Consider the following 16455-nt stretch of genomic DNA (forward strand, 5'->3'; position numbering starts at 1 on the left):
CCTCATCCCCTAACTTGTGCCAGAATCTTCTCTGCTCCCTTAGCTTTCAGCTTCTCGGCCACTTCGATTCCGAGCGATTCAGGATCGGTTCCCTCCGCGGTTTCTTTCAGGATGATTTCCCCGTCCGGAGAACCTACCATACCTGTTAATTGTATAATGTTTTGGGCTCCGCGGGAATCTCCCGAATCCTCCTTGATGACAGCATACGCTCCGATCGGCACTTGGCAGCCCCCGTTCAGCTCGCTCAGGAACTTGCGTTCTGCCGATACGGTCCGGGCGGTCACCTCATCATTGTAAAGGGACAGCAAATGCAGAAGCTCCGGATCGTTCTCGCGGCATTCGATTCCGAGCGCGCCTTGTCCCACGGCCGGCAAGCTGATGTCGACCGGCAGATAGGACGTAATCCGATCCTCCCAGCCCATGCGCTGAAGGCCTGCCGTTGCCAGGATGATAGCCTGGAATTCTCCGCTCTCCAGCTTCCGGATCCGGGAGTCGATATTGCCGCGGATCCAGTCAATCTTGAGATCCGGCCGGTACGCCTTCAGCTGGCTGGAGCGGCGCAGACTGCTGGTTCCCACCTTCGCCCCCTGCGGAAGATCATCCAATGTCGAGCCCTCCATGGAAATGAGGCAGTCGCGGGGATCCTTCCGCTTAGGAACGGCACCGGATACGAGGCCTTCGGGAAGAACGGACGGCATATCCTTCATGCTGTGCACAGCCATATCGATTTCTCCGTCCAGCATGGCCTGCTCGATTTCCTTCACGAACAGCCCTTTCCCGCCTACTTTGGACAGGGTAACGTCGACAATGCGATCGCCTTTCGTGACGATTTTCTTGACGGTAAACTCGTACTCTAAGCCATGCTCCTTTGCTAGCCGCTTCAAATCATCGATAACTTGTCCTGTTTGTGTAAGTGCAAGAGCACTCTGCCTGCTGCCAACCACGATCGTGCGCATATTCATTCCTCCTGATTGTTCTCAATCCATAGCTTGATTTTTTCCGTATTCCAGGACTCGTAACCTCCGCGGCGAATATCGCCGAGAATATCCAATCGGTATAACCGGTCCAACAGCCGTTTGCGCGTCTCAGCGGATGCCGCTTGTGCCTTAATCGCCGAACGCATGCTGTATAAAATATCGAGATATTCCTCGTATTCCCGGCCGAACTGCTCTTCGAGCTGCTGACGAATCCGCACAGCCGCAGCAGGCCCTGCCCCTGATGTAGCTACCGCCAAGGTCAATCTTCCCCGTCGCATGACCGCCGGGCTGATAAAGGAGCCCGCTTTTCCGTCGCTGGCGACGTTCACCCATATTCCAAGCCGGTCGGCCTCCAGCGCGATCGTTTTATTCAGCGCATCATCGTCCGTTGCGGCGTACACCAGGAAAGCCCCTTGCAAGTCTCCCGGCTCATAGGCCCGGCTTGTCCATCGGACTGCCCCTTCATCAGCCAGCCTGCGAAGCTGTCCGCTCTTTAATTGGGGGCTTACGATATGTACGCTTGCTCCGGCATCCAGCAGCGCCGCAGCCTTCCGTTCGGCCACGGCGCCTCCGCCGACCAGCAAGCATAAACGCCCGTTGCATTTCAGCATTACGGGCACGTACATCGAATCACTCATCATCCGTCACACTCCTGACCAGCTGTGAAATCCGGACCACGTATTCAGATAAAAGTTCAATATAATGAATCCGTACCCGATCAGCGCCCAAACCGCTGCCTCCATCCCGGAGCGTTTCAGCAGGCTGCGTTTCAGGAAATAAACAATATACATGCTGAGCGCAATGAGCGTAGACAGCACTTTGATATCCAGGAGCAGCTGCCATCGCCCTGCCATGGCAACCGACATAATCGCCACGATCAAGGACAGGACCAAAATCGCCGTTCCCGTCATCAATGCCTTATAAGCGTAAATATCCAGCTTCTCCAAGCTGGGCAATCTTCGTACCGTATCATTCCAGTGTTTGTGCTTAAGCTTTCGGTGCAGAAACATATAGATTGCGGCAAAAACAGCCCCTACCGTCAGTGCGGCAAAGCTTACGCTCGCCAGCGCGATGTGGATCAGCAGGAGCCGATGCTCGGTCTCCCAGCTGTACAGGGCGTTATCCCCGGCCTTGAACCAAAGCTGGTTGACCAGCATGACGCAGAAGCCGACCAGGTTGATCAGCAGCACCGCATACTCGGAACGCTTCAAATACGTCAGTGCCATCGATGTAATCGTGATACAGAATGCGAGGAGAAGCAAGAAATCGAACAACGTAAACACGGGGAGATGAAAATGCCCGCCCTCCATTGCCCTGATCCCGATGCCCCCCAGCTGAAACAGCGCCGTTATGCCAAGAAGCCCTGTGCCTATCCGCTTCGCCACCGAATTGCGCGATACGCAATCCGAGATAAAAAACAGAAGGCTCAGGGCATAGATACAAATGCCGGTATTATAAATAAGGTTTAGCAGCATGGAATGAATTCACCCGCCTCATAGGGTGGCTGGGGCAAGAGATACCTTTATGGGCTTCTCCTCTGCCTGCCGTTCGGCAGCGCTCGATATCGCTTCAGCTTTGGTAGCTGCTTGGTCCTTGGTGTGGCTGCGGGTCCCCTGCTCTTTTTCATGAATCAGGCTTTCCAGCGCGAAAATTTGAGTGAAATAGTCGAGCGCTTCACCGCCGTGCTTACCGCCGGTCATTTCTTTAATCCGATTGATCGGGTCATGCATCATCTGGTTCACGATGCTCTTCGTCAATCGGCGAATAACCTTACGCTGACGTTCGTCCAATTCCGGAAGCTTATTGAATAAGCTTTCAAGCGTTTCTTCATGGATGGTATTGGATTTCTCCTGCAGAGCGCGAATCGCCGGTCTGACCCCAAGCGTCTTCAGCCAAGTGTGAAAGGCTTCCATCTCCGCCTGAATCATTACCTCGATCTTGGCCGCCTCGACTCGGCGCATTTCCATATTCGTCTCAACGATACCTTCCAGATCATCGATGTCGTACAAAAATACATTCGACAGCTCGCCGACAGCCGGATCGATATCCCGCGGAACGGCGATATCAATCATGAACAGCGGGCGGGACTGGCGCTTCTTCATGCTCTCCCTTACCCGGTCGGCATTCAGCACGTATTCGTTCGAACCCGTGGAGCTGATAATGATGTCTACGTCATAAAGAAGCCCCATGCCTTCCTCCATCGTGCAAGGCGTGCCCTTGAACTTGCTCGCAAGCTCCTGGGCGCGGCCCAGCGTCCGGTTAGCCACGATTACCTCGGCGGCGCCGTTGGCATAAAGATGCTTGACGGTAAGCTCGCTCATCTTGCCTGCCCCGAGAATCATAACCTTCTTGTCGTTGAACGTGCCGAAAATCCGTTTGCCAAGCTCTACCGCTGCATAGCTGACCGACACGGCGCTCTCGCCGATCGAGGTTTCCGAGTGCGCGCGTTTTCCGAGCGTTACGGCCTGCTTGAACAGCATATTAAACCAGGTTCCAGTAGCATGATGCTGCTGGGATGTTAAAAAGGCATTGCGAACCTGTCCCAGGATCTGCGTCTCTCCGATCACCATGGAATCCAGGCCGCAGGTTACCTTGAACAGATGGGAAATAGCCTGTTCATCTTCATATATATAGAGATGCTGTGTAAATTCCTCTCGGTTAATGCCGAACCACTGCTCCATAAAACTGCGGATAAAGTAGCCGCACATATGAAGGCGATCTACCACAACATAAATCTCAGTACGGTTGCAGGTAGCGACAATGACGCCCTCCAATACGCTCTTGGTTGATTTCAGCTCCCGCAGCGCCTCCGGCAATTCAGCTTCCGAAAACGTAAAGCGTTCCCTGACCTCCACGGGCGCCGTGCGATAATTCAACCCAACAACGACGATGTGCATTGCATGTTCACCTGCCTATTTCTCCGATAGTATGACCGCGATCAAGCGGTCTGCCCTGACCTTGTTCATTATATCACAGTCAGCCAAATCCCCTTGTCTATTTTATGAAATGTTTATGAAATCCCCATGTTTCGTTATATTCTGTTCATGGAGCTCCATCATTTCCTAATTACCGACACCTTACTATTGTGGATATTGAGCACTGGAGATATACGTATGATTTTCCTTGAAAAGGTCGTCTCAAAATAAATAACCATGGAGGACTCCATGGTTATAGGTATTCACAATTTGTAGTTGGCCTGTTAAACCAGTTCGGCCAGTTTCATCTCGGGCGTCTCGACCTTCATTTCTCCTAGTCCGCGCACGAGTTTCTTAGCATAGCATTTTTCAGGTTTCAGTACGGATACCAGGTAGTCAATAGCCAATTGCGGATCTACCGTCTCCCCGCAGGTGTAACAGTCAATCGCAGCAAAACCTCTCTCAGGGTATGTGTGAATCGAGAGATGGCTTTCCGACAGCAATACAAGCACCGTGGCACCTTGTGGCTCGAACTGCTTGGATTGGACGGACAATACCGTTGCTCCACATGCTTCAGCGGCTTCGACCATCTGAGCTTGTAAAAATTCTGCACTGTTCAATAGTTCAAAATCGACTCCCCAAGTATCAACAGCAACGTGTCTTCCGAAAGTTGAGTATTCCATCTTCCGGTTTCCCCCTTCCTAGGAATAAAATGTTTGAAAATTTCATCCGCTAGGACCTACGTCATTCACTTCCCGAGGGAATAATCTCTCGCAACATTACATGTCCTGAGTGAATCCTGGTTCCTATATTCTTTTCAACGAGATTAAAAATAACATCTATGACAGCGAAATGCAACACCTTTTTCAAAAATAACTCCATAAATAATTTTACAGCTCAATATATGTGCCAAATTCCGAAGCTGTGACTAAGATTACTCCCCTTAGCATATAAAAAAGCCGCCCATTTAAGGGCAGCCTTACGTAGTCCTTATGCTTCGAGAACGAATAGCCGCTGATTGTAGCTCCGGAGCTGTTCATCGATCGATTGGATCCTCAACATGTCATTGCCTGCCGCGATCCGCTGGTCCAGAAGAAGGTTAATGTTCTGCTGAATGGATTCGATCTCTTTCTCCGCTTCCTTGCTGTTAAATAAGCGCTGCAGCTCTCCGGCCGTATTCTTGTACTCGTATATGACGATACTCTCGTTCCCGGTCATCTGGGTGATTCGGTGAACCGTTCCGACATGGTAATCATAGCTCATTGTAAAGCCGCGATAGATCCGATTGACCTTCCCCGATCCCTTAAAAGCCGTAAACAGCTTGCGCACGGCATCGGCCAAATGGGGAGTTACCAATCGGCACGACAGCTCACAGACGTACAGGCCATTCTTGCGTTCAAAGGGCAAATGAACTTCTTCCCCGCTTTCATCTTCAAGCACGAACTCATGCTCTCCGCCGTCCATCACTTTCACCCGGCTGCTAACCCGGAAAGCGTGGGTCCCCTGCAGAAATCGATCCATTTGAACATCCGTCATTTGCATTGTGGCATTAACATATTCTGTGGCTAACCGCTGAGCCATAAAAATCCCTCAATTCTTTTAACTTACTCCCATTATACTGCACATCCCAGCGGTCTTTCCTGTCGTCCGAACGAGATTATTCATCATATTTCATAAAAAAACGGTTTTAGCCGGATTCAGACTGAGATTTCCCTCAACATGCTCACTTTCCTGTGAAGAATACACCGATTCCCTTTATTACCCTCAAAAAATCGGGTATTTCCACTCGATGAGGCTTATTCGCCGTCTTCCTTGGCTGCATTCCGGAAATCGCTGTAGTTCGCTCCGCCGTCTTCCGCGGCTGCATCCCGGACATCACGGTTGTCCTCTTCGCTATTTTCTTCACGGTATCCAATATGTGATTCGATAATTTCCCATAGCTCCTCTTTGCCAAGACCGAGCTCCGAAGAGAACATGACGAATGAATGATAAGGCTGAAACCCAAGCGTTTCCTTGACAATCTTGACATGCTTCTGTCTGCGCGTCTTCGGAATTTTGTCCGCTTTGGTCGCGACGACGCACACCGGTCTGTCGTAATGCTGCAGCCACTCGTACATGCTGACGTCGTCCTTTGTAGGCGGGTGGCGCATATCGACCACCAGCAGAACGAGCTTCAGCTCATCCCGGCTGAGCAAATATTTCTCGACCATCTCGCCGAACGCCGCGCGCTGGCTTTTGGATACCTTGGCGTAACCGTATCCCGGAAAGTCGACCAAATACAAATCCTCGTTGACCCGGTAATAGTTGAGCTGCTGCGTTTTGCCCGGCGTTGCGCTTGTACGGGCTAAGTTCTTTCTTGATATCATACGGTTGATCAGTGAGGACTTGCCCACATTGGAACGCCCTGCCAGAGCAATTTCCGGCAAGGCGTCTTCAGGATATTGAGCAGGACCGACCGCACTGATGACGAATTCGGCTTTTGTTACTTTCATGATTTTAAAGCTTCCTCTCTAATGCACTCCCGCTTGCTCTACGAGCGCATGCTCGAGAACTTGGTCCATGTGGGATACCGGCACGAATTCGACGTCATTCTTCACACTATCCGGAATGTCGCGCAAATCCCTCTCGTTATCTTTCGGGAGCAGTATTTTTTTGTAGCCGGCCCGATGTGCGGCCAAGGACTTCTCCTTAAGCCCCCCGATCGGCAGGACGCGTCCGCGGAGTGTAATCTCGCCGGTCATCGCCACGTCACGGGCGACATGGCGCTTCGTTAAGGAAGAAATAAGGGCCGTAGCAATCGTGATGCCTGCAGACGGTCCATCCTTCGGAATGGCTCCTTCGGGAATATGGATATGGACATCCAGCTTCTCGTGGAAATCCGGATCGATGCCGAGCTCTGCCGCCTTCGATCGGGTAAAGCTGAACGCAGCCTGAGCCGACTCCTTCATTACGTCGCCCAGCTTGCCCGTTAGCGTCAGCTTCCCGGTGCCCGGAACGACGGTAACTTCAATGGTCAGCGTCTCGCCGCCAACCTCGGTCCACGCAAGACCAGTGACGGTTCCGACCTGGTCCTCCAGCTCGGCCATCCCGTAGCGGAACTTCGGAATGCCAAGATAATCCTTAATATCGTCCGCAACGATCACGATGGAGTCGGATTCGTTCGTAACGATCCGCTTCGCGGCCTTCCGGCACAGCGCGGCCACCTGCTGCTCCAGATTCCGAACGCCGGACTCCCGCGTATATTCTCGGATCACCTTCAGGAGCGCGGCTTCATCTACCTGAAGCTGCTCCGGCTCGAGTCCGTGCTCGCTCTTCTGCTTCGGCAGCAAATAGCGGTTCGCAATCTGAAGCTTCTCGATCTCCGTATAGCCCGGAATATAGAGAACCTCCATCCGATCCAGCAGCGGCCTAGGAATGTTGTGCAAAGCGTTGGCTGTCGTCACGAACATGACCTGGGATAAGTCAAACGGAATTTCGATAAAGTGATCGCTGAACGTATTGTTCTGTTCCGGATCCAGTACCTCCAGCAGCGCCGATGACGGGTCGCCGCGGAAATCCGAAGCCATTTTATCGATTTCGTCCAGCAAGAATACCGGGTTCAAAGAACCTGCGGTCTTCATGCCTTGAATGATTCGTCCCGGCATAGCCCCCACGTACGTCCGGCGATGTCCCCGAATTTCGGCTTCATCCCGCACGCCGCCGAGGGAGATGCGGACAAATTTGCGCTCCAGGGAGCGGGCGATGGAACGGGCCAGCGACGTTTTGCCGACCCCCGGCGGGCCGACCAAGCACAGAATCGGTCCCTTCATCTTTTTCACGAGCTTCTGCACGGCCAAATACTCCAGCACGCGTTCTTTCGGCTTCTCGAGCCCGTAATGGTCCTCATCCAAGACCTGCTCGGCCTTTGCGATATCGAGATCGTCTTCGGTCTTGTTCGTCCACGGCAATGCAAGCAGCCAATCGACGTAATTCCGGATGACGCCGCCTTCTGCCGAGCTGGCCGGCATCTTCTCGAGGCGGTCGATTTCCTTCTCGACTTTCTCGTGGACGCGTTCCGGAAGCTGAAGCTCCTGGAGCTGACTGCGCAGCTCCTCGACTTCGCCGGCACGGCCTTCCTTATCGCCAAGCTCTTTCTGGATGGCCTTCATCTGCTCGCGCAGATAGTATTCCTTCTGGGTCTTCTCCATCTGCTTCTTAACCCGCTGGTTGATCTTTCGCTCCAGCTCCAGCACTTCGCGCTCGTTGTTTAAAATATCCAGCAGCTTTTCCAGCCGTTTGCGGACGTCGATCGTCTCAAGAATCTCCTGTTTATCCTTGATCTTCAACGATAAGTGGCTTGTAATGACATCCGCCAGACGGCCCGGCTCATCGATATCGGAGACGGCCGCGAGCGTCTCGGGCGTAACTTTTTTGGACAAATTGATATAATTCTCAAACTGTGACAGCACCGTCCGCATCAAAGCGGATACTTCAGGGTCATTGTTCTCTTCCTCCGGAAGCTCGCGCGCGATGACCTCGTAGTAATCCGCTTGATCCGTATATTGAATAATTTCCGCCCGTTCCATACCTTCCACAAGCACGCGTATGGTACCGTTTGGAAGCTTAAGCATCTGGCGTACATTCGCAACGGTTCCAATTCGAAAAATATCCTCTTGCGTCGGTTCTTCAATGTTCACTTCCGATTGAGAACACAGGAGAATCAAATTGTCTTCAACCATCGCCTTTTCTAAAGCCTTTACGGATTTCTCCCGGCCTACATCCAAATGGAGCACCATACTCGGGTAGACAAGGAGTCCTCTTAAAGGCAATAAAGGAAAACGACGACCTTTGGTTTTACTTGGTCCCATCGCTTTCGCACCTCCAATGGCTCTCAATGTTGACACTATTCCTATTTTATCAAATCTGCGTATAAAAAACCAACAACGGGAAACTTACACGCCTCCGGCATCGGTCATTTTGCCATTGCGCGGTGGCGTGGCCTGAAGAAGCGATGCCGAGGAGGCCGGATACATGTCGGTGTTCGGAAGCTCCACGATTTCCGCCGCCAGCGAGCCGCCGAACACTTGGCGGAATACTTCATCGACCGATTCGACCGGAATGACCCGCAGGCCTCCGCTCAGATCCTGGAATAACGATTGCCAGTTATCTTTCGGGATGATGACACGGGTGGCCCCGGCCTGGAACGCTGCCTCCACTTTGGCAATCACCCCGCCGATTGGCTTCACTTTGCCGTGAATGCTCATCTCACCGGTCATCGCAATTTTATTATCGACCTCAATTCCCTTCATCGCCGATACGATCGCCGTTGCCATCGCAATCCCGGCGGACGGGCCGTCAATCGGGGTTCCCCCCGGGAAATTGATATGGAGATTATAATCCTTCGGCGAGAAGCCCATCGCTTCCAGCACGGTCAGGACGTTCTCAATCGATCCCTTGGCCATGCTCTTGCGCCGCAGCTTGCGCGATCCCCCGCCAAGCTCTTCTTCATCGACGACACCGGTAATATTATAGGTGCCCTGTCCTTTCTCGACCGGCACCGCGGACACTTCTATCTCGAGCAGCGCCCCCATATTCGGACCGTATACGGCCAGCCCGTTGACAACGCCGATCTGCGGCTTCTCCGGCACCTTGCGGTCCGGGCGGGGCTGCAGCTGACTGCTGCTCGCTACCCACTCTACATCCGAGGCGCGGATCGAGTCTCTTTTTTCCGTTAAGGCCAGCCCTGCGGCGAGTTGAATCATATTGACGGCCTCGCGTCCATTGGAGCAGTACTGCTTCACGACGTCCACCGCTTCCGGCGCTGCACCGAGACCGATCTTCTGAATCGCATCCTCCGCAATTTTTCCGATCTCCTCGGGCAGCAGCGGACGGAAGAAGATCTCCATGCAGCGTGAACGAAGAGCCGGCGCCACTTCTTCCGGCGAACGTGTAGTCGCGCCAACCAGGCGGAAATCGGCAGGAAGTCCGTTTTGGAAAATATCGTGAATATAGGCTGGCGTATTGGCGTCCTCTGAATTATAATATGCACTTTCCAGCAGGACCTTGCGGTCCTCCAGCACTTTTAACAGCTTATTCATCTGAATCGGGTGCAATTCGCCGATTTCATCGATGAACAGAATGCCGCCGTGCGCCTTCGTCACTGCCCCCGGCTTCGGCTGCGGAATGCCGGCTACCCCCATGGCACCGGCCCCCTGATAGATCGGATCATGCACCGACCCGATGAGCGGATCGGCGATTCCGCGCTCGTCGAAGCGGGCGGTGGTCGCATCGATCTCCGTAAACTTTGCATCATATTTAAACGGCGATTGCGGATTCTTCTTCGCTTCCTCCATCACCACGCGCGCTGCAGCCGTCTTGCCCACCCCCGGCGGGCCATAGATGATGACGTGCTGCGGATTGGCGCTGCACAGCGCAGCTTTCAAGGCGCGCAGTCCGTCCTTTTGCCCGACGATATCATCCATGGTCTGAGGTCTCGTCTTCTCCGCGAGCGGCTTTGTCAACGATACCGACCGGAGCTTGCGCAGCTTATCGAGCTCCTTGCGCGATTCCCGGTCCACCGCGGTCTTGCTGGTCTTTTGCCCACGCAATAAGTTCCAAAAATAAATGCCGATGATGACTGCAAAAAACAGCTGCACCAGCATAATCACGATACTCAGATTCACAAGTCATTCCTCCTGTTTCTCCATTATGTCAAGATCCAACGTTAATACTTGGTAGTATTGCCGATTCGTTTGCAGGTAAAACGCCAATGCGGGAACAATTTGTAAAGCGGCAGCCTGCTTGACAAGTTCCATAAAGGGATATCTTCACAGGCAGTAGGACCGTTGTCAGTTTATCAGCACTTCGCATGCGGGTGGTTCTTACGATCTCTGTGTGCCCTCGGATTTTTTTGAATTTCTGGATTCCTATCAGGAAATCCGAGGGTAAAGGAGAACGCTTGCTTCTTCTGAACAATTCCGCCTTCTCCGTTGGGGCTTTCCTGGCGGGCAAGTCCCTTTTGGGGACTTGCTTGCTGCTTTGGAGCCCATTTTTCCTCTACAAGCCCCTTTTGGGGACATCTTCACAGCCAGTAGGACCGTTGTCAGTTTATCAGCACTCCGCATGCGGATTGTCCTTACGATCTCTGTTGTCCTCGGATTTCTTTGAATTCTATGTTCCTATTGATGAAATCCGCGGACAAAGGAGAACGCTTCGCTTCTTCAGAACAATTCCGCCTGCTCCGTTGAAGCTTTCCTGGCGGGCAATTCCCTTTTGGGGACTTGCTTGCTCCTTCCGAGCCCGCTTTCCCTCTTCAAGTCCCTTTGGAGGACTTGCTTGCTCGTTTTCTGCAATTGGGTCACTTTGCACGCTCTCAGGCTCTTCCAGTACTTGCATTGACTTCGTGACGCACCAGAAGGGGGGGACGCCAACGCCTGCCTGAGTTCACGCAACGCAATTCGGCTGAATCCGAGAACGATCCCGATGAAGAATAACAAAAAGCGGCAGCCTCTTGAATCAGAGGCTGCCGCTTAGGGCAAACGCTATTAACTTACCAAGCAAAGATGCACATGGAGTTCCGGCATACCGCGTGCCTCCCCCGGCGCGCGGTGTAATGATCACTGCTGCACGATGATCAGCGTCGACGCTCGGATGGCAAGGCATGCCTGGTGCTCGTAATTTCGGCACAAGCTTAGAGTTACCGTATATGGCTTCTAGCTATCGCAAGCTACCGACAGCCAAAGGCCATGCGTGCATGATTGGCTCCATCATGCTCACACCGTAGACTTATGCTTGCGGCCAGGGATTTCACCCGTCTCCTCGTACACCTTCACAATGTTGTCGATCTCTTTCTTCAGTTCCTCCACCATCGTGGCCTCCGGAACCTTGCGAATCATTTCGCCGTAACGGAACAGCAGTCCCTCTCCGCGGGCGCCGGCAATTCCGATGTCAGCCTCTCGCGCTTCACCCGGACCGTTCACGGCACAGCCAAGAACGGATACCTTGATCGGCACTCTCAGTTTCGAGATATATTCCTCGACCTCATTGGCAATGGAGAACAAATCGATATCGAGACGTCCGCAGGTCGGGCAGGATACGAGCGTGGCCATATCGGAAATCAATCCGAACGTTTTGAGAAGCTCGCGTCCGACCTTAATCTCCTCTACCGGATCGGCGCTAAGCGAAATCCGCATCGTGTTGCCGATGCCCATCGACAGAAGCGCACCGAGCCCGGCCGCGCTTTTCACCGTTCCGGAGAACAGCGTACCGGCTTCCGTAATGCCCAGGTGGAGCGGGTAAGGAATCACCTCGGCCGCTTTCGTGTATGCCGCAATAGCCATCGGAACATCCGATGCCTTCAAGGATACGATGATATCATGGAAATCGAGCTCCTCCAGAATGCCAATATGGTACAGGGCGCTCTCTACCATCGCTTCCGGCGTCGGATAGCCGTATTTTTCAAGAAGATGGTTCTCCAGCGAACCGGCGTTAACGCCGATCCGGATCGGAATGCCTTTCTCCTTGCACGCTTTTACGACCGCTTCGACCTTTTCGCGTTTTCCGATATTGCCCGGGTTAATCCGGACTTTATCGATGCCATTCTCTATAGCGAGAAGGGCAAGCTTATAGTTGAAATGAATATCCGCAACAAGCGGGATATGAATGCGTTTCTTGATTTCCTTAATGGCAGCGGCGGCTTCCTCATTGTTGACCGTTACCCGGACGATTTGGCATCCGGCTTCCTCCAGACGCAAAATTTCCGCGACGGTCGCCTCGACATCCGCTGTTTTGGTGGTGCACATGCTTTGAATAATGACTTGGTTATTTCCCCCTATGGTGAGGTTCCCCACCTTAACGGGCCGTGTGTCTTGTCTCAAAAACATGGTACGATCTCTCCCGTATAACGCCAAAGCTCCACTCCAGCCTAGGCTCTTGGCCATAACTGGAAGTGGAGAGGATCAGCGTAAATTTATATCACGTCTGCTGCGTTAGAACGCCTCAGGCGCTTTCTTCCTGTTTCTTGTCATCTTCCGTTCCCTTGCCTTGCATCAGCTCAGGGATCACTCTGTCACGAACGACCTGTTCGGTGATGACGCAATCCTTGATATCGTCTCTGGACGGCACTTCATACATAACATCCAGCATGATGCCTTCAATGATGGAGCGCAGTCCGCGCGCGCCGGTATTGCGCTTGATTGCCTCTTGGGCAATGGCTTCGAGAGCGCCGCGCTCGAACTTGAGATTGACATTATCAAGCTCAAGCAGCTTCTGATACTGTTTGGTGAGCGCATTCTTCGGCTCGGACAGAATCCGTACCAGCGTCGCTTCATCCAGCGGTTCCAATGTGGAAACAACCGGCAGACGGCCGACAAATTCCGGAATGAGACCGAACTTAAGCAGGTCCTCAGGCAGCACCATTGTCAAATATTCGCCCGGCTTCAGATCTTTCTGGCCTTCAGCGGAAGCGTTGAAGCCGATGACCTTCTTGCCGATCCGGCGTTTGATGTACTGCTCCAACCCGTCAAATGCGCCGCCGCAAATGAACAGAATGTTGGTTGTATCGATCTGAATAAACTCCTGGTGAGGGTGCTTGCGTCCACCTTGCGGCGGAACGGAAGCGACCGTTCCCTCCAGAATTTTCAGAAGCGCCTGCTGAACCCCTTCGCCGGATACGTCACGAGTGATGGACGGATTCTCGGATTTGCGGGCCACCTTGTCAATTTCATCAATATAGATAATGCCGCGTTCCGCTTTCTCCACGTCATAGTCGGCGGCCTGGATCAGCTTGAGCAGGATGTTCTCGACATCTTCACCCACGTAACCGGCTTCCGTCAACGAAGTGGCGTCGGCAATGGCAAACGGAACGTTCAAGATTTTAGCCATCGTTTGCGCAAGCAGTGTTTTACCTGAACCTGTAGGTCCCAGCAGCAAAATGTTACTCTTCTGCAATTCAACGTCATCAATCTTGTTCTGCGTATTAATTCGTTTGTAGTGGTTATATACGGCAACCGATAAGGACTTCTTCGCTTGGTCCTGACCGATGACGTACTGGTCAAGAATATCCCGAATTTCGCGCGGCTTCGGAATATCCTTCAAATCCACTTCTTCCTCATGACCGAGTTCTTCCTCTACGATTTCCGAGCACAAGTCAATGCACTCGTCACATATATAAACACCGGGCCCCGCAACCAGCTTGCGAACCTGCTCCTGCGATTTGCCGCAGAAGGAGCATTTCAGCTGCCCTTTGTCGTCGTTAAATTTAAACATGCTATAACCACCCCTTATGATTTGGTCGGTGAAGACAGAACTTCGTCAATAATACCGTACGCCTTCGCTTCCTCCGCGCTCATAAAAAAGTCGCGGTCTGTATCGCGTTCGATTTTTTCAAGTGGCTGACCCGTGCGCTCCACATAGATTTGGTTAAGTTTCTGTCTGGTCTTGATGATCCAATCTGCATGGATTTGAATATCGGATGCCTGACCTTGAATTCCGCCAAGCGGTTGATGGATCATCACTTCGCTGTTCTCAAGCGCATACCGTTTGCCGGGCGCTCCGGCGGTGAGCAGCAGCGAGCCCATGCTGGCGGCCATGCCGACGCAAATAGTGGACACATCAGGCTTAATCAACTGCATCGTATCATATATACCCATCCCGGCTGTCACCGAACCGCCAGGAGAATTGATGTACAGAGAGATGTCTTTCTCCGGATCTTCCGCAGCCAAGAAGAGCAGCTGGGCAATGACGAGATTGGCTACATCGTCATCGATCGCATTGCTGAGGAATATAATGCGATCCTTCAGTAATCTTGAGTAGATATCGTAGGATCTTTCGCCTCGACTGGTTTGCTCCACCACCATAGGTACAAGACTCATGCGACCAACCTCATTTCCTTGAAAATTTACTTATGCGTTACAAAAGTTATTCTAACATGTTCAAAGCGCAATGTCATTTTTTAACCCTGATTACATTCTATGAACTTCGCTAGGAATATATCCAGCCAACTTGTCTCATTATGTATGTCGAAAAAATAACCAATTCATGTCACATTTAGTTGAAAATTGGCTATTCTTAGGTAAAAATAAGGCACGCATAAAGTACGTGCCCTATCTCATGTAACGGCAGCTTCGGCAGCCGCCTGTTGTTATTATTCTTCAGTCGCAGTTTCTGCAGTTTCTTCCTTATTCTCCACCGGAGCGCCTTCTACGCTGTTCTCCAGCAAGAAGTCAATCGTCTTGCGGAGGAGCAGCTCTTCGCTAAGGCTGTCAAGGGAACCGTTGGCAGCAAGGATGCTGCGGATTTCTTCGGCGGAACGCTTGTACGTTTCAGCCATGTTATCCAGTTCCTTGTTGATTTCTTCTTCGGAAACCTCAAGCTTCTCTTCTTTCGCAATCGCTTCAAGCACAAGGTTGTTGCGAACGCGCTTCTCGGCATCGTCCTTCATCTGACCTTCCAAATCCGCATTGGTTTGGCCGGAGAAGCTGAGGAACATTTCGAGGTTCATGCCTTGCTGGCGAAGACGGTTGTCGAAATCGCGCATCATGTTCTGAACTTCGGATTGAATCATCGCTTCCGGAATTTCGATTTCAGCGTTAGCCGCCGCTTTTTCAACAACTTCGTTCTCGCGGACGCCTTGAGCTTCCTGCTCTTTGCGAGCCAAAAGCTGCTTCTTCAGATCTTCCTTATACTCGTCAAGCGTATCGAACTCGCTTACGTCTTTAGCGAACTCGTCGTCCAGCTCAGGAAGCTGCTTGCGCTTGATTTCATGCACTTTTACTTTGAAGACCGCTTGCTTGCCGGCCAGCTCTTCCGCGTGGTAAGTTTCAGGGAATGTCACTTCCACGTCTTTGAAGTCACCCGTAGCCATGCCGATCACTTGATCTTCAAAGCCTGGGATGAAGGTGTTGCTTCCAAGCTCGAGGGAATAACGCTCAGCTTGTCCGCCTTCGAAAGGAACGCCGTCCACGGAACCGTCGAAATCGATCACGACGACGTCGCCGGATTCAGCCGAACCTTCATCGATGACAGCCAGCTCAGCATGACGCTGTTGCAGGCGCTCAAGCTCTTGGTTCAGCTCTTCATCCGAAACCTCAGCCGTTACAGCAGCAACTTCAAGTCCTTTGTAATCGCCAAGCTTAACTTCCGGCTTCACGGTTACTTTCGCTTTGAATTTGAAGGTTTCGCCTTTAGCGAACTGCTCGATTTCTACTTCTGGACGATCTACAGGGAAAATATCCGCTTGTTCAACAGCTTCGCTGTATACTTCAGGGAGCAGAATGTCAATTGCATCCTGATACAAGCTCTCTACGCCGTAACGAGCTTCAAAGATCGGGCGCGGCACTTTACCTTTACGGAATCCAGGTACATTTACTTTTTTCGCTACTTTATTAAAAGCTTTGTCGAGGGCGGCCGCAACGCGATCCGCATCAACCTCAACGTCAAGAACGCCAAGGTTCTTCTCTATTTTTTCCCAAGTTGCTTTCATTTATGCTTTCCCCTCCAAAATAGTTCACGTGGTCGGCGCAATAATCTATCACGTACCGAATAACCACTATAGTATAAACAACATTACATGCTTTTTCAAGGGC

At 52.1% G+C, this 16455-nt stretch carries 13 protein-coding genes; all 13 read right to left on the reverse strand.

Going from position 1 to position 16455, the window contains the following annotated elements:
* Positions 1-2: 2 nt before the first annotated feature.
* Positions 3-956, reverse strand: coding sequence for a hydroxymethylbilane synthase (gene hemC / locus BBD41_RS07390; RefSeq protein ID WP_099477136.1), 954 nt, complete (start codon positions 954-956; stop codon positions 3-5).
* A gap of 2 nt (positions 957-958) precedes the next feature.
* Positions 959-1618, reverse strand: a complete 660-nt coding sequence (locus tag BBD41_RS07395; RefSeq protein ID WP_237087023.1) for a precorrin-2 dehydrogenase/sirohydrochlorin ferrochelatase family protein — start codon at positions 1616-1618, stop codon at positions 959-961.
* A 3-nt stretch (positions 1619-1621) separates the two neighbouring features.
* Positions 1622-2452, reverse strand: coding sequence for a cytochrome c biogenesis protein CcsA (ccsA, locus tag BBD41_RS07400; protein ID WP_077569238.1), 831 nt, complete (start codon positions 2450-2452; stop codon positions 1622-1624).
* Between the two features lie 18 nt (positions 2453-2470).
* A complete protein-coding gene (gene hemA, locus BBD41_RS07405; RefSeq protein WP_099477137.1) occupies positions 2471-3874 on the reverse strand; it encodes a glutamyl-tRNA reductase in 1404 nt (467 codons plus the stop codon).
* Between the two features lie 302 nt (positions 3875-4176).
* On the reverse strand, positions 4177-4575 hold the full coding sequence (gene speD, locus BBD41_RS07410) for an adenosylmethionine decarboxylase (RefSeq protein ID WP_007130744.1): 399 nt from the start codon (positions 4573-4575) through the stop codon (positions 4177-4179).
* 307 nt (positions 4576-4882) lie between these two features.
* Entirely contained in the window at positions 4883-5473 is a 591-nt protein-coding gene (locus tag BBD41_RS07415) for a non-ribosomal peptide synthetase module (RefSeq protein ID WP_099477138.1), read from the reverse strand.
* A gap of 215 nt (positions 5474-5688) precedes the next feature.
* Positions 5689-6384, reverse strand: a complete 696-nt coding sequence (yihA, locus tag BBD41_RS07420) for a ribosome biogenesis GTP-binding protein YihA/YsxC (RefSeq protein WP_099477139.1) — start codon at positions 6382-6384, stop codon at positions 5689-5691.
* Between the two features lie 18 nt (positions 6385-6402).
* Positions 6403-8739: an endopeptidase La gene (gene lon / locus BBD41_RS07425; protein ID WP_099477140.1), complete on the reverse strand. Its 2337-nt coding sequence runs from the start codon at positions 8737-8739 to the stop codon at positions 6403-6405.
* An 84-nt stretch (positions 8740-8823) separates the two neighbouring features.
* The gene (gene lonB, locus BBD41_RS07430) at positions 8824-10533 is read right to left on the reverse strand and encodes an ATP-dependent protease LonB (RefSeq protein ID WP_418304249.1); all 1710 of its coding nucleotides are present in this window, start codon (positions 10531-10533) and stop codon (positions 8824-8826) included.
* A 1110-nt stretch (positions 10534-11643) separates the two neighbouring features.
* Entirely contained in the window at positions 11644-12753 is a 1110-nt protein-coding gene (gene ispG / locus BBD41_RS07440; protein WP_007130749.1) for a flavodoxin-dependent (E)-4-hydroxy-3-methylbut-2-enyl-diphosphate synthase, read from the reverse strand.
* A 115-nt stretch (positions 12754-12868) separates the two neighbouring features.
* On the reverse strand, positions 12869-14137 hold the full coding sequence (gene clpX, locus BBD41_RS07445; RefSeq protein ID WP_007130750.1) for an ATP-dependent protease ATP-binding subunit ClpX: 1269 nt from the start codon (positions 14135-14137) through the stop codon (positions 12869-12871).
* Positions 14138-14151: 14 nt separating this feature from the next.
* The gene (gene clpP, locus BBD41_RS07450) at positions 14152-14742 is read right to left on the reverse strand and encodes an ATP-dependent Clp endopeptidase proteolytic subunit ClpP (RefSeq protein WP_007130751.1); all 591 of its coding nucleotides are present in this window, start codon (positions 14740-14742) and stop codon (positions 14152-14154) included.
* A gap of 272 nt (positions 14743-15014) precedes the next feature.
* Positions 15015-16352 carry a trigger factor gene (gene tig / locus BBD41_RS07455; RefSeq protein WP_077569245.1) on the reverse strand — a complete coding sequence of 446 codons (1338 nt, stop codon included), beginning with the start codon at positions 16350-16352 and terminating at the stop codon, positions 15015-15017.
* Between the last annotated feature and the right edge of the window lie 103 nt (positions 16353-16455).

This window comes from Paenibacillus ihbetae (assembly GCF_002741055.1).
Classification (GTDB): Bacteria; Bacillota; Bacilli; order Paenibacillales; family Paenibacillaceae; genus Paenibacillus_AQ; species Paenibacillus_AQ ihbetae.

Bases quoted from the DNA above. Each gene is read 5' to 3' on its own strand.
- hemC (WP_099477136.1), bottom strand. From the start codon at position 956: ATGCGCACGATCGTGGTTGGCAGCAGGCAGAGTGCTCTTGCACTTACA.
- BBD41_RS07395 (WP_237087023.1), bottom strand. From the start codon at position 1,618: ATGATGAGTGATTCGATGTACGTGCCCGTAATGCTGAAATGCAACGGG.
- ccsA (WP_077569238.1), bottom strand. From the start codon at position 2,452: ATGCTGCTAAACCTTATTTATAATACCGGCATTTGTATCTATGCCCTG.
- hemA (WP_099477137.1), bottom strand. From the start codon at position 3,874: ATGCACATCGTCGTTGTTGGGTTGAATTATCGCACGGCGCCCGTGGAG.
- speD (WP_007130744.1), bottom strand. From the start codon at position 4,575: ATGGAATACTCAACTTTCGGAAGACACGTTGCTGTTGATACTTGGGGA.
- BBD41_RS07415 (WP_099477138.1), bottom strand. From the start codon at position 5,473: ATGGCTCAGCGGTTAGCCACAGAATATGTTAATGCCACAATGCAAATG.
- yihA (WP_099477139.1), bottom strand. From the start codon at position 6,384: ATGAAAGTAACAAAAGCCGAATTCGTCATCAGTGCGGTCGGTCCTGCT.
- lon (WP_099477140.1), bottom strand. From the start codon at position 8,739: ATGGGACCAAGTAAAACCAAAGGTCGTCGTTTTCCTTTATTGCCTTTA.
- lonB (WP_418304249.1), bottom strand. From the start codon at position 10,533: ATGCTGGTGCAGCTGTTTTTTGCAGTCATCATCGGCATTTATTTTTGG.
- ispG (WP_007130749.1), bottom strand. From the start codon at position 12,753: ATGTTTTTGAGACAAGACACACGGCCCGTTAAGGTGGGGAACCTCACC.
- clpX (WP_007130750.1), bottom strand. From the start codon at position 14,137: ATGTTTAAATTTAACGACGACAAAGGGCAGCTGAAATGCTCCTTCTGC.
- clpP (WP_007130751.1), bottom strand. From the start codon at position 14,742: ATGAGTCTTGTACCTATGGTGGTGGAGCAAACCAGTCGAGGCGAAAGA.
- tig (WP_077569245.1), bottom strand. From the start codon at position 16,352: ATGAAAGCAACTTGGGAAAAAATAGAGAAGAACCTTGGCGTTCTTGAC.